Here is a 12,808-nt window from a genome sequence, read left to right on the forward strand (position 1 = left end):
TCTCCCACCCATCCCGCCCAGACCTCTCCCACCCATCCCGCCCAGATCAGTACCGCCGCCACGAACGGTCCCTCCCCAACGGACTCCGATACCTCGAAAGCGCCCCGCTCCCCCGCCGCGGGTGCAGACACCGACTGCGCGGCGAGTGCCGGTGCCGCATCGTGCCGCACGTAAAGCGCACTGGGGCAAGCGAATACTGGCTTTCGGCTCTTTGGTGATCCTGCTCGCCGGAATCACGGGCCTCACCACAGCGATCTGGGCGGAATCAGCCCTGCGCCGCATTCCCGTCTTCGGCGAGTACGACGGTCGGCCCGCACCGGGGCGCGGTACCAACTGGCTGTTGGTCGGCTCAGACAGCCGCGCCGACCTCACCCCGCAGGAGCAGGCGGAACTGTCCACCGGCGGCGACCTGGGCAACGGACGCACCGACACAATCCTGGTAGTCCATCTCCCCGGTCTCGGTTCCGGCGAACCGACGACGATGGTCTCGATACCGCGGGACTCCTATGTCGAGATCCCGGGGTATGGGACCGACAAGATCAACGCCGCCTTCGCCGAAGGCGGCGCCGCACTGCTGACGCAGACAGTCGAGCTGGCCACCGGGCTGCACCTCGACCACTACGCCGAGATCGGTTTCACCGGTTTCGGCACGCTTGTCGACGGCCTCGGCGGGGTACAGGTCTGTCCCACCGAACCGATCGACGATCCGTTGGCCGGGATCACCCTGCCGGCCGGCTGTCAGACCGTGGACGGCCCGACCGCCCTGGGCTACGTCCGCAGCCGGGCGACCGCCCGCGCGGATCTGGACCGGATGATTCACCAACGAGAATTCATGTCAGCGCTCCTGCACCGCGTCGCCAGTCCGTGGGTATGGCTCAATCCTTGGCATTGGTACACGGTTCCGCACGCAGCGGTGGACGCTCTGGCCGTCGACGAGGACACCCATGTCTGGGACCTCGCCTGGCTCGGCTGGGCGCTGCGCGGACGAATCACCGCACTGACGGTTCCGATAGGTGAATTCACCGGCAACGATTCCGGCTCAGTGGTGATCTGGGACTCCGAGGCCGCCCCGGAACTATTCGAGGCCCTTCGCACTGATGCGCCGGTGCCCCAGACGGTGCTGGACGCGCAGCCCTGACCTACTCGGGGGCGTCGCCGGCGAGCCCATTCTGCAGCCAATCCTTGGTGCGGCCCGGGTGATTTGTGGCCACCCATGCAACGCCGAGTTCCCGACAGAACTCGACGTCCTCGTAGTGATCGACCGTCCAGCAGTACATCGCCCGGCCCTGGGCCGCGGCGCGGTCGACGAGTTCAGGGTGCTCCCGCAATGTCGCGATAGAGGGGCCCACCGCTGTCGCGCCGACTGTCGTCGCGGCGCTGCCACCGAGGTAACGCGATGTCTCACCGAGCAGAACAGTGGGTAGTAGTGGTGCCGCACGCCGAATGCGCCAAACCGCGGCGGCCGAGAACGACATGACCACCGCGCGGGAGAGATCGGCCGACGGCGGTGCGGCGATCCCGTACCGGTGCAGGAGCGCGAGCACCTTACTTTCCACCAGTGCGCCGTAGCGCACCGGATGTTTTGTCTCGATGAACAGCTTGACCGGCCGGTTCCAGTCCAGCACCAACCTAATGAGTTCATCGAGGGTCAACAGGCCGGTGCCACCACCCGGCGCGTCCGCGCGCCAGCTGCTATGCCAAGTGCCCCAATCGAATTCCCTCAGTTCGGCCAGGCTCATCTCGCTGACCAGACCGGTGCCGGTGGATGTGCGGTCGATGCGTCGGTCGTGCACGCATACAAGATGGCCATCCCGGGTGAGCCGCACATCGCACTCGACGCCATCCGCGCCCTCACGCAGTGCCAGCTCGTAGGCGGCGAGGGTGTGTTCGGGACGCTCTGCCGACGCGCCGCGATGAGCCACCACGAACGGGTGGGGGCCATGCGTTGGTTCAGCCGCCGACATAGACCTATGCTGCCGGTTCCCGGTCCCTGGACTCAATATCGACATCGATATCGGACTCGGTACCGGGCCCCGGATCCGGCCCCGTGTCCGGCCCGGTATCGGAGGTGTCGGCCGGCGCATCGCTGACAACGACCCAACGGTGCAGTGGGCGCTGCACCGGCCGCTGCTCGAACCCGTCGAAGACACGCATGAGCAGCAGCAGGGCCACCAGTCCGGCCAGATAACCCACGATCACGGTGACGGTGTTGTCGGCGATGGCCTGGGGCTCGGTGGCCGAACTGGTCCACATCGCCCAGGCCGAGATCAGGGTCGAGACGATCCAGGCGATCCACCACGCCGTAATAGGGCCTCGTAGTCGCTGTTCCGAGCGCTCGGCTCGGGCCAGCTCGATGACGAACACCGGTGCCCAGATCAGGTTGACGACGGGCACCAGACAACCCACCCACAGGGCCCACTCCGGCCGCGGATCGGGTTGACCATGCCGCCCGAAAACCTCGGCCCGGCGGGCGATCAGCCATGACGTCATGACGGCAGCGGTGGCGAGCACGGCAGCGATGGCCGCCAGGCTGACCAGCACGCCCATCAGCAGCGTTCCGTTGGCCACCAGCGGCGGCAGCAGGGTGCTGCGGTTGATCAGCAGAAGTATGTAGCGAAATCCGTGCGCCAGCACTCCGAGGGCGAACACCGCGGCGGTGGCCAGCACGGTGGCCCGTACCACCGTAGGTGACGCGCTCAGGCCAGCGGTGCGATCAGCGGCTGTCGGCGCGGGCGGTTCGATCCGGTCGATCAGCCCCCATCGCGGAATGGTCTGGTAGCGGGGGGTCGGACCGAGCGGCCGTCGACGGCGACGGGTCGGTGGTGGTGGGCCGGGCCGCACAGCTATCCAGCGGAACCCCGCTGGGCGGCGCCTTTCGCCGGCAGCAACACCCGGTTGCCGGGCAGCCGGCGGCGGGGGTGGTCCTGACACCGACGGCGCCAGCAGTGCGCCGTTGCAGCGCGGGCACCAACCGCGCTGTTGATCGCGCACGTTCCATCGTGTGCCGCATCGGGAACACACCTGAATCATTCGACCAGCCTAGCCAGCGCCGGATGAACCCGAGCGCGTCCGGACTGCCGGTGTGCGAGGTTCAATTCGGCACAGGGTGCCACTGGCGCTCCGCTACCGTCTCAGCAATGGCTTCGCTATCCACAATTTCCACAGGGTTATCCACAGAAGCCCGTTGCGCACAGCTCGGTCGTGCGGATTGATCCTGCATCAGCGGATGCGCGCCTGTGGATAAGCATCCGAATAACTGAGCCTGCAGTGGACATTTAGACCGGTGCTGAGCGAAATCGGTTGCTGAGCTAATTGACGCTGCGGTGCCGTCGACGCGCCGGGCGACACGCCGACGGCGCCCAGTCCGCCGCACCGGGTGACCCGCCGAACCACCTTTGAAATGAGCCCGGTACTGGGGCTATGATTTCGGAACTGTCATCGGTGTGACTTATTTCACTGGGGGTTGTCGTTGAACACGCAGGTCACGGAGCCGTAATGGCATCGCCGTCGTTCGAGCCGCAGGCCGTAACCTCGTCGTCTTCCTGGTGCAACTCCTCGCCTACGTTCAACCGGTCATACCTGCTGGCCGCGATGCGCGCTGCGATAATCGCAGCAGTGCTGTTGGGCGTTCTTGCCCTGATCGTCTTGTTCTGAATCGCTGAACCGCGGATTCTCTTCTATCTCACCGGCCCCGGTGGTCGTGTCCTGTTGCGTGCCAGCCGCGGCGTGCCTCATGCTGAGCGGACTGACCCGCAGTCGTGTCGCACTAGAAGGACGAGTGTCGCGGAGGCGAGATGGACAACAGCTCCGGGCGAGCCGTCGAGGTGGCCCCATTCCACGCTCGCGGCTGCCTGAAGGGATTCGTGGTCTCGGGCCGCTGGCCTAATTCGACCAAGGAGTGGGCCCAGCTTCTGATGGTGGCGGTGCGGGTGGCGTCAGTGCCCGGACTGCTCTCCACCACAACCATTTTCGGTGTGCGTGAGGAACTTCCGGACCGGCCGGAGCCGGGCACCGTGGGACTCGTACTTGCCGAGGGGCCCGTCGTCGGTGACTCTGCGGTCCTGCCCGGACACTTCGCCGAGAAGCAGCCGCCGGCGCTGATGATGCTGCATCCCCCCTCCGAGACCACGCCCTCGCTGCCCGAGTGTTTGGGAGCCGCGTCCGGCTGCCTCCTGCTCCCGGGCCTGCCCCATCTTGGTCTCGAGCACCGGGCGGCGTGGGTGGAGGCTGAAGCCGACGGCACGGTGACCGGGATGGTGAGTCGAGTAGGCATCGATCCGATCAGTCATCCCGATACCGCCATCCTGGCGATGCTGCTGGCCGCGTAGCCGGCCGCGGCAAACCGACCACCCCGTCTGAGAGCACGGATCGCAGCCCTTACCAGCGAATCTCAGGTTTCTCTCAGCAAATTAATCCACCCGAATGTCTCCAAATTCGCATGGTTGCCAGCTACACCCGGAAACCGCCCCGGGGCAACCCGGTGGCCGGAGTTGGGCCGCGCGGTTGGGGACCGACTTTCGGTCGGGTTGGTGCGGCATATGCACAGGCTCAAAGCCTGCAGGCGGCCCCGCACCGATGGCCGCCACCCGGGCTCGGATCGCGAATGCGCTACGAACTTCGGCGTGTTCAGATAGTTTGCACTTGGCTGTTTGGGCAAGTACCGCTACCATCATCAGCAAATACGATGAGGGTTATGGGGCTCTTGTAGGAACTTGGAGGGTGAAGACGATGAGCACAACATTCGCCGCGCGATTGAACCGCCTGTTTGAGACGGTGTATCCGCCCGGACGCGGTCCTCACACCTCCGCTGAGGTGATCGGCGCACTCAAGTCCGAGGGCATCACCATGTCCGCGCCGTACCTCTCCCAGCTGCGATCGGGCAACCGAACCAATCCGTCGTCGGCGACGATGACCGCACTCGCCAACTTTTTCCGGATCAAGCCGGAGTACTTCACCGATGATGAGTACTACGAGAAGATGGACCGCGAACTGACCTGGCTGGCCCACATGCGCGACGAGGGTGTTCGGCGGATCGCCGCCCGGACCGTGGGCCTGTCGCCCGAGGCGCAGCGGACAGTCGCGGAGAAGGTCGACGAACTGCGTCGGGCCGAGAGCCTCGACTGACCGCTCTCACCGCTCCGCGGTGAGGCCTGCGACATCTCGTGCGTCCGGTGTGGCGCTGAACCTCTTCAGGTCCCGGTACTGCCTGGCGATTTCCAGGATCCACTCCCGGTCGGAGTAACCCTCGGGCTGGCTGAGCCAGCCGCGGCCGATTGTTTGCACATCGTCTTTTGTTTGCACATCGCCTTCATCGCGCCCGGCATCCACCCAGCGAGCCACAGCCTGAGCCTGCTCAACCGGGCTGACCCCGGCCGGCGGGTCTGCGTCCGCCTCCTCGCCGTTCTCCTCCTGGGCCATAGTGGCCTCCAGGTAGAGCGAGTCCGATATCAACGACATCCGCTCTGCGACCCGGAACACCAACGGACCGCGCGGGCGCACGCCGATCCCGACATCGGGATGCCGGCGAGCCATTTCCCTTCGCAACGGCTCGATGAGTCGCAGTTCGCGTCTCGCCCCAACCCAGTCTTCGACGGTAGGCAGCAGCGACCCTGCTGCGACAACGGCCATGGCGCACACCAACAGTGCCGCCGCGGTGCCGACGCTGAGTAGATCAGGACTGCCCACCGCTCGGATGAGGAAGAAGGCGATCGCGGCAAGCAGCAGTGCGAGGCCTGCGGTGAAAACAAAGAGCGCCCGCCCCCGCCTGGTCGGGTTGGACAGCCGCATACCGACCCAGGACACCAGAGTCAGCACCAGCAGGACATAGAGCAGTGGCACCAGCCATGGCAGCGCCGTGTGCGCGCCGAGGTTGCTGGCGAGGTACTCCCGCGGCGTCATTTCGGGTTGCTGCGGCTCGATCAGGAACAGCACCAGCGCGCTGGCCGCGATGGCCGCCGCGGCCACGTACTGAACGAACGCGAGGCGCCGAGTGGCCTTCTCGGGCCGCCGGGACGCCACCGATGTGATCATCACGCAACTCCCGGCCGCGGAGCCGACGAGCGCTACCTCACTGAGCGCGATGGAGATATTGGGCCACCGCAGCGCCGAATCCACCAGCAGGGTCAGCGGCGGCCAGTTCAATGCGGCGACCACAGCCAGGCTTCCCAGCGCGACGATCATCGCGCTGCTGACAAGCGACTGATGGTTCACCAGGGCCCAGCCGATCCGCAGACCGGTGGCCAGGCCCAGTAGACCGGCGATCACCCAGATGATCAACCAAATGCCTCTCCGAGTCGCACCTGGACGATCGAGGACCGGTCGCTGCGCAACCGGCCCAGGCGATGCAGCAGCAGCGCCGCGAAGTCCTCGGCCTCCTGCTCGACGTCCTCGCCCCCGGGCCCTATACAACCGGTGCGCTCATTGAGCATGTAGCTGATCAAATCATCGCTGGCGACTTCAGCCTTCTGCCTGGCCACCTCGGTGACCGGCGTTCCATCGTGGCCGAGAACCAGGTGGCCGAGTTCGTGCGCCAGGGTCCGCTCGGTGGTCGGTAATCCATGCTGGATCAGGAATTCGTCGTGGTCGGCGAACTGGCGCCACTGCCCCGAGACGCCCGGCGGGAGGTCGGCCGCGGTCACCTCAATTGGACGGCCACGGTCAGCTCCGACGGCGGCCACCAGTCGGATCAGCGAGACCTCGCCGCGCCGGGGCGCCAGTGCGAGGACGTAGTTAACCGCTTTAGTCACGCGGGGTGATGCAGACATCTCACCCACTCCCGTCCAGCTGATCGTCGGTCATCGGAGGAACCGTGCCGTTCCCGCGGCTCTGAGCACGTAGCCCGCTTTGGCCTGACGGTAGCCGAGGAATCCGCCGAGAGCGGTCAGTGCGGCGATACCTGCCAGTCCGGGCAAGGCCGTTGTCGCGATATGGCCCAGGTTCGTCTGCTGCAGACGGTTCGGGAGTTCATTCTGTCCCGAATCTGTTTGCGCAGCAACACTTTCCGGCTTTTGCAGTAGAGGCGTCGGGGCGGCCGGAGACGGGGGTCCGGGTGCCGCTGGCGAAACGGCCGCGACATTCGGGGGCTCAGCAGCCGGTGCAGGCGCGGCGGGCGGTGCGGCCGGCGCTGCCTCGACCGCCGAACCGTCCTGTTCGGTGATCGTGGGTTCTCCGGCGTCCACGACACCGCCCAGCACGGCGATCGGGACCTGCATGCCAGCCGCCTGAAAGACCTGCATGCCAGCCGCCTGAAAAATGATGCCGTTGCGGTTACCCGTATAGGGCATCGGGGGCACGATGGGCCACACCGGCCACTTGATCCGACACGGCCAATCCACCCGCGGGTGCCATTCCGTATTCCCGCTCGCCGGTGGCGTCCGCAGACCACGCCGCGGGCGCTCAGAGTTGCCGGTCCCCGGGTCATCTGTGGCCGGCCGGCCTGGGCGGCCGGGGGTGGCATGGTCGCTGACATCGGGGCCGTCGCCGTGACCGCCGACGTCGGCAACAGCCGGCCCGATGGCTGCCATACCGGCCCCGCCGCACAACAGAGCGGCGGCGATCGACCCCTTGATCACCGCGGCGCGTCGTTGCGACCGGTTCACGAATATTCCTCGGCAGGGCGGCACCATCGGCACCGATGTTTGCGGATGCCAGCCAATTGTGGCATAGCCGCAGGTGGCGGAAACGCCGCTTAGCGTCGGCGGGGAGGGTGTCGATAGGGTGCCGGTTAGGGATCCGGTTAGGGATTGGGCCACTCGGAGTCCAACGTGGCGTTACCGGTGCAGCATCCACCTGAAAGGCAGCAGCGATGGGCCTGTTCCGTAAGCGGAAGAGCCGTGCGACCCGGCGTGCCGAAGCCCGCGCGCTGAAAGCTCGCGCAAAGCTGGACGCCAAACTCGCCGCAAAAAATGAGGCGAAGCGCATAAAGGCCAACGAGCGCTTCGAGAAGAGCGCGATCCGGGCACAGGTCAAGACACAGCGCGATGTCGACCGCACCGCGGTCAAGGTCGCCGAGACCGAACTGCGCACTGCCCGGGAGGGCAAGCTGCTGTCCCCGTCCCGGGTGCGGCGAACGCTGACCGTGTCCCGGCTGCTGGCACCCGTCCTGGTGCCGGTGATCTACCGCGCCGCAACCTCGGCCCGTGGTGCCTTCGATGAGTTGCGGGCCGACCGACTCGGCGTCCCGCTGACCGACCTCGGTCAGTTCTCCGGCCAGGGCGGCCGGCTCTCCGCCCGGATCTCCGGCGCCGATCACTCGCTGCGCCAGATCGCCGCCGCCAAGCCCAAGGACTCCGAAACCAAGCAGTTCGTGAGCGCCATGACCGAGCGTCTCAGCGCTCTCTCGGCAGCGGTCACCGCGGCCGAGTCGATGCCCGGACCGCGGCGGCGGGCCGCCCACACCTCAATCGGACAGCAATTGGACGGCATCGAGGCCGATCTGATGGCGCGGCTGGGCGTGTAGCGCTGCGGTGACATCCTCTGCACGCGTGACCTCCATCCGCCGCGCATTAGCCGCGATCCTGCTGGCGGCCGTGCTGGCCACCCCGGGCATGGCCCCCGCCGCGGCCCACACCGCCCTCGTCTCCTCCGACCCGCCCGCTGACACGACACTGACGGCAGCGCCGACCAGGGTTAGTGCCACATTCAACGAGGAACTGCAGACCGCCTTTGCCGCAATGACCGTCGTCGGCCCCGATGGAAACCTGTGGTCGGCGGGCGAGCCGGAAGTGCGTGGGGCGGTGACCTCGGTCGCCGTGCGTCCGCTGGGTCCGTCGGGCACCTATACCGCCAACTACCGGGTGACCTCCGCCGACGGTCACGTCGTCGCCGGCTCATGGTCCTTCACAGTGACCGTGAACGGCGCCGGAACACCGGGGCCACCGGCCGCCGGCACCGGGTCCGGTGACCGGATTCCGGTGTGGTCATTCGGGGTTGGATCCGCTGTCCTGGTCGCGGTGGTCGCCGCGGCCGCGTGGTTTCTGCGCCGCCGGTCTTGACAGCTCTGGCGACGACGCCCCTGGCATGATTGGCGCCAGCACGGCCGCGAGCGCTCGACGAGACACTCCCGAAGGAGAGCCCTGATGGCAGACCAGCAGGATCAGCCCGACCAGCGACCCGCCAGGAAGGTATCCGCGAAGAAAGCGGCGGCGAAGAACGCACCCGCCAAGAAGCCTCCGGTCAAGAAAGCGGCGGTCAAGAAAGCGGGGCCGAAGAAAGCACCCCCCAAGGTCGCGCCGTCGCCGCAGCCCGCACTGAAGGCGCACACCGAGGTTCCGGCTCTGGAGCCCGCACCGAGCCACGCCGCACTCACAGCCGGACCCAACCCGGCTCGGGAGGCCGCCGCCAACGCCAAGGAATCCGTGCGGCAGGCACCTGCCCCGGTGTCATCGCCGGCGGCGGCCGGTGGCGATTCCAGCCTGCGTATTCCGCTGACCATCGGCCTGGCGGCGGTGAGCTTCATCGTGGTGCTGCTGCGTCGGCTACGACGCATCTGAGCGGTCGTGGTGATCCCGTTTCGTCCCACCGCCGACCTCGTCGATGACATCGGCCCCGACGCGCGCAGCTGCGATACCCAGTTCCGCCAGTTCGGTGGCCGAACCGAGTTCGCCGGAAAGATCAGCACGGTGCGCTGCTTCCAAGACAACGCCCTGCTCAAGTCGGTGCTCTCGGAGGACGGCGACGGACGGGTGCTGGTAATCGACGGCAGCGCATCGTTGCACACCGCGCTCGTCGGTGACGTCATCGCCGAATTAGGCCGCTCCAATGGGTGGTCCGGTCTGATCGTCCACGGTGCGGTCCGCGACGCCTCGACCCTGCGCACCCTCGGCATCGGAATCAAAGCCCTGGGCACCAACCCGAGAAAGAGTGCAAAGAGCGGCGCCGGCGAACGTGACGTCGTGATCAGCATCGGCGGGGTCGATTTCATTCCTGGCGATCTGGCCTTCAGCGACGACGACGGCATTGTCGTGATCGCCGCCGACTGAGCTCACCCGCGCACGACTGCCAGCGAACACGATGCCGATAGCCAGTCGGCGACGAGATCGTTGGACCCCCGCGGCCCGTGCGCCTAGTCTTTGCGGGGTGTCCGACCGGTATCCCGAGGCTGGCGATCGCCTGGCGCCGGTGCTGGCCCGGATGGCGCTGTTCTGCGTTCTCGCTGGTGTACTGATTGCGGCTCTGCTCTTCCCGATCGCCGGGGGGCTGGGCGCGGCGAGCAACCGCGCCGCGGAGTCGGTCACCCAGGGTTCGGCGAGCATCATCGACGGCGACGTTCCCGCGGTCTCGACGATGGTGGATGCAACCGGCAACCCGATCGCCTGGCTATACGTTCAACGCCGTTTCGAGGTCCCGCCCGAGCGCATCGCCGACACGATGAAACTGGCGATCGTCTCCATCGAGGACAAGCGGTTCGCCGCTCACAACGGCGTCGACATCCAGGGCACGCTCACCGGGCTCGCCGGTTTCCTCAAAGGGGCCGGAGCTGCCCGCGGCGGATCGACCATCGAGCAGCAGTATGTGAAGAACTTCAACCTTCTGGTTAATGCCGAGACCGACGCTGAGCGCGAGGCGGCCGTCGAGACCACCCCCACCCGCAAGCTGCGCGAGATCCGCACCGCCCTGGCCCTTGACACCGTGCTCACCAAATCGGAAATCCTGACCCGCTATCTGAACCTGGTGTCATTCGGCAACGGCTCCTACGGGATTCAGGACGCGGCCAAGACCTACTTCGGCGTCGATGCCGCGGCACTGAACTGGCAGCAGTCCGCGTTGCTCGCCGGACTCGTACAGTCCACCAGCGCGCTGAACCCCTACACCAACCCGCGGGGAGCGCTGGATCGACGGAATCTGGTGCTGGACACCATGATCGAGAATCTGCCCGAGCACGCCGATGAGCTACGGGCAGCCCGCGATACGCCGCTGGGCGTTCTCCCCCAACCGAAGGCGATCGCCCAGGGCTGTATCGCCGCGGGCGATCGGGCCTTTTTCTGCGACTACGCCCTGGAGTACCTGGCCAAGGCAGGCATCAGCAAAGAGGATGTCGCACGCAACGGCTATCTGATCAAGACGACGCTGGATCCCAAGGTCCAGAACGCCGTCAAGCAGGCGATCAACGCCGTCGCCAGCCCGACCCTGGACAGCGTGGCCAGCGTGATGAGCGTGATCCGTCCGGGCAAGGACGCCCACCGGGTGCTGGCGATGGGCGACAACCGCGGGTACGGATTACGGCTCGAAGCCGGGCAGACGGTACAGCCGCAACCCTTCACCCTCGTCGGTGACGGGGCGGGCTCGATCTTCAAGATCTTCACCAGCGCGGCAGCGCTGGATATGGGAATGGGAATCAACTCACTTCTCGACGTCCCGCCGACATTTCAGGGCCGGGGACTCGGCGACAGCAACACCCCGGGCTGCCCGCCCAAGACGTGGTGCGTCAAGAACGCCGGCGGCTATCGCAGCCCACTGAGCATGACCGACGCCCTGGCGCTATCGCCGAACACCGCTTTCGCCAAGCTGATCCAGCAGGTCGGCGTGGGACGCGCCGTCGATATGGCGGTGCGTCTGGGCCTGCGGTCCTATGCCGATCCCGGCACCGCGCGGGCGTACGAGCCCAAGAGCGATGAAAGCCTCGCCGACTACATCAAGCGGGCGAACATCGGGTCCTTCACCCTGGGACCCTTCGAAGTGAACCCGTTGGAGTTGTCGAACGTCGCCGCCACGCTGGCATCGGGCGGCACCTGGTGTCCTCCCACGCCGATCGAGAAGATCTTCGACCGGCACGGCAACGAAATCGCTGTCTCCACCGCCAAGTGCGAGCAGGCGGTGCCCGAGGGTTTGGCCAACACGTTGTCCAACGGACTCGCCAAGGACACCACGATGGGAACCGGCGCCGCCGCAGCCGGCTCAGTCGGGTGGTCTCTACCGATGTCGGGGAAAACCGGAACCACTGAGTCCCATCGGTCTTCGGGCTTCCTTGGCTACACCAACCAGCTGGCGGCGGCCAGCTACGTTTTCGACGACTCCCCGAAACCGGCAGCACTGTGCGCCTTCCCCCTGCGCAAATGCGGCGGCGGCGGAAACCTTTATGGCGGAACCTCTCCCGCGCAAACCTGGTTCGGGGCGATGAGTCGGCTTGCCACCGAATTCGGTCCGGTAACACTGCCACCCACCGATCCTCGGTACCTCAACGGTGCTCCCGGCATCGGCCTACCGAATGTTGTGGGTCTGAATTTCGAGGCCGCCAAACAGCGGATCAAGGCCGCCGGCTTCCAGGTCGCCGATCAGCCCACGCCCGTCAACAGCACATCGGTTCAGGGTTCCATCGTCGGCACAACACCAACGGGTACCGCACCGCGCGGTTCCATCATCACGATCAACACCAGCAACGGCATCGCACCCGCCCCTCCACCGGTAGACCGCGCTCCCCCGGAAGTGGACTACGCCGACGGCGGGGGTGACAACGCCCCGCCGCCTCCGCCGCCGGGGGACACGCCCCCGGGATACAACGTCATTGAGATACCCGGCCTTCCGCCGATCACGATCCCTGTAATGGCACCTCCTCCGCCGCCGGCACCCGCTCCGCCACCGGCGCCGGCTCCCGTTCCCGAGGCTGTTCCGCCCCCGGTGCCACCGCCCGGCGACGTCCCGCCACCCTGACGGCACCGCACGCGATCGGCCCGGGCGCAGCCGCAGTAGCGTCATGCGATGCGCTTCGCCTTCAAGACCGCCCCGCAGAACACCACCTGGGCCGACATGCTGTCGGTCTGGCAGGCCGCTGACGATATCGACGTCTTCGAGTCGGGCTGGACCTTCGACC

At 66.8% G+C, this 12,808-nt stretch carries 13 protein-coding genes and 1 pseudogene; 9 read left to right on the top strand and 5 right to left on the bottom strand.

The genetic code is table 11. The annotated features are described in order from the left end of the window. Nucleotides 1–10 precede the first annotated feature (10 nt). Nucleotides 11–1,138 (top strand): LCP family protein, encoded by a 1,128-nt coding sequence (locus tag ACR2JI_RS06485; RefSeq protein ID WP_526389242.1) that lies wholly within the window; start codon nt 11–13, stop codon nt 1,136–1,138. A gap of 1 nt (nt 1,139) precedes the next feature. On the opposite strand, the gene ACR2JI_RS06490 is transcribed toward ACR2JI_RS06485, so the two are convergent. Next, entirely contained in the window at nt 1,140–1,964 is an 825-nt protein-coding gene (locus ACR2JI_RS06490) for a glycerophosphodiester phosphodiesterase (RefSeq protein ID WP_526389222.1), read from the bottom strand. 4 nt (nt 1,965–1,968) lie between these two features. Then, nucleotides 1,969–3,030 (bottom strand): DUF4328 domain-containing protein, encoded by a 1,062-nt coding sequence (locus ACR2JI_RS06495; protein ID WP_526389224.1) that lies wholly within the window; start codon nt 3,028–3,030, stop codon nt 1,969–1,971. A 764-nt stretch (nt 3,031–3,794) separates the two neighbouring features. Between ACR2JI_RS06495 and ACR2JI_RS06500 the strand changes: the two genes are divergently transcribed. Together ACR2JI_RS06500 and ACR2JI_RS06505 are read left to right on the top strand one after the other, a co-directional pair. Then, the gene (locus ACR2JI_RS06500) at nt 3,795–4,328 is read left to right on the top strand and encodes a peptidase (protein ID WP_526389226.1); all 534 of its coding nucleotides are present in this window, start codon (nt 3,795–3,797) and stop codon (nt 4,326–4,328) included. 400 nt (nt 4,329–4,728) lie between these two features. Next, nucleotides 4,729–5,124, top strand: a complete 396-nt coding sequence (locus ACR2JI_RS06505) for a transcriptional regulator (RefSeq protein ID WP_526389228.1) — start codon at nt 4,729–4,731, stop codon at nt 5,122–5,124. A gap of 6 nt (nt 5,125–5,130) precedes the next feature. Here the strand turns inward: ACR2JI_RS06505 and ACR2JI_RS06510 are convergent, their stop codons facing one another. The 3 genes from ACR2JI_RS06510 to ACR2JI_RS06520 are packed head-to-tail and all read right to left on the bottom strand — an operon-like array spanning nt 5,131 to nt 7,598. Then, entirely contained in the window at nt 5,131–6,276 is a 1,146-nt protein-coding gene (locus tag ACR2JI_RS06510; RefSeq protein ID WP_526389230.1) for a hypothetical protein, read from the bottom strand. Further along, complete coding sequence (locus tag ACR2JI_RS06515; protein WP_526389232.1) at nt 6,273–6,764, bottom strand: ImmA/IrrE family metallo-endopeptidase; 492 nt, start codon at nt 6,762–6,764, stop codon at nt 6,273–6,275. Before ACR2JI_RS06515 ends, ACR2JI_RS06510 begins: the two co-directional genes overlap by 4 nt. A 30-nt stretch (nt 6,765–6,794) precedes the next feature. Further along, nucleotides 6,795–7,598 (bottom strand): hypothetical protein, encoded by an 804-nt coding sequence (locus ACR2JI_RS06520; RefSeq protein ID WP_526389234.1) that lies wholly within the window; start codon nt 7,596–7,598, stop codon nt 6,795–6,797. A 206-nt stretch (nt 7,599–7,804) separates the two neighbouring features. Here ACR2JI_RS06520 and ACR2JI_RS06525 point away from each other — a divergent pair, with 206 nt between their 5' ends. The 6 genes and pseudogenes from ACR2JI_RS06525 to ACR2JI_RS06550 form a co-directional block, all read left to right on the top strand. Then, nucleotides 7,805–8,458 (top strand): DUF6474 family protein, encoded by a 654-nt coding sequence (locus tag ACR2JI_RS06525; RefSeq protein WP_526389236.1) that lies wholly within the window; start codon nt 7,805–7,807, stop codon nt 8,456–8,458. Nucleotides 8,459–8,492: 34 nt separating this feature from the next. Next, a complete protein-coding gene (locus ACR2JI_RS06530) occupies nt 8,493–8,993 on the top strand; it encodes a copper resistance CopC family protein (protein WP_526389244.1) in 501 nt (166 codons plus the stop codon). Between the two features lie 84 nt (nt 8,994–9,077). Next, nucleotides 9,078–9,491 carry a hypothetical protein gene (locus ACR2JI_RS06535; protein WP_526389238.1) on the top strand — a complete coding sequence of 138 codons (414 nt, stop codon included), beginning with the start codon at nt 9,078–9,080 and terminating at the stop codon, nt 9,489–9,491. 6 nt (nt 9,492–9,497) lie between these two features. Next, entirely contained in the window at nt 9,498–9,980 is a 483-nt protein-coding gene (gene rraA, locus ACR2JI_RS06540; protein WP_526389240.1) for a ribonuclease E activity regulator RraA, read from the top strand. A gap of 151 nt (nt 9,981–10,131) precedes the next feature. After that, nucleotides 10,132–12,648, top strand: coding sequence for a transglycosylase/D,D-transpeptidase PonA2 (gene ponA2 / locus ACR2JI_RS06545; RefSeq protein ID WP_526389246.1), 2,517 nt, complete (start codon nt 10,132–10,134; stop codon nt 12,646–12,648). Between the two features lie 48 nt (nt 12,649–12,696). Further along, a pseudogene (locus ACR2JI_RS06550) lies at nt 12,697–12,808 on the top strand (LLM class F420-dependent oxidoreductase); the annotation flags it as partial.

The organism is Mycobacterium sp. (assembly GCF_051006775.1).
Taxonomy (GTDB): Bacteria; Actinomycetota; Actinomycetes; order Mycobacteriales; family Mycobacteriaceae; genus Mycobacterium.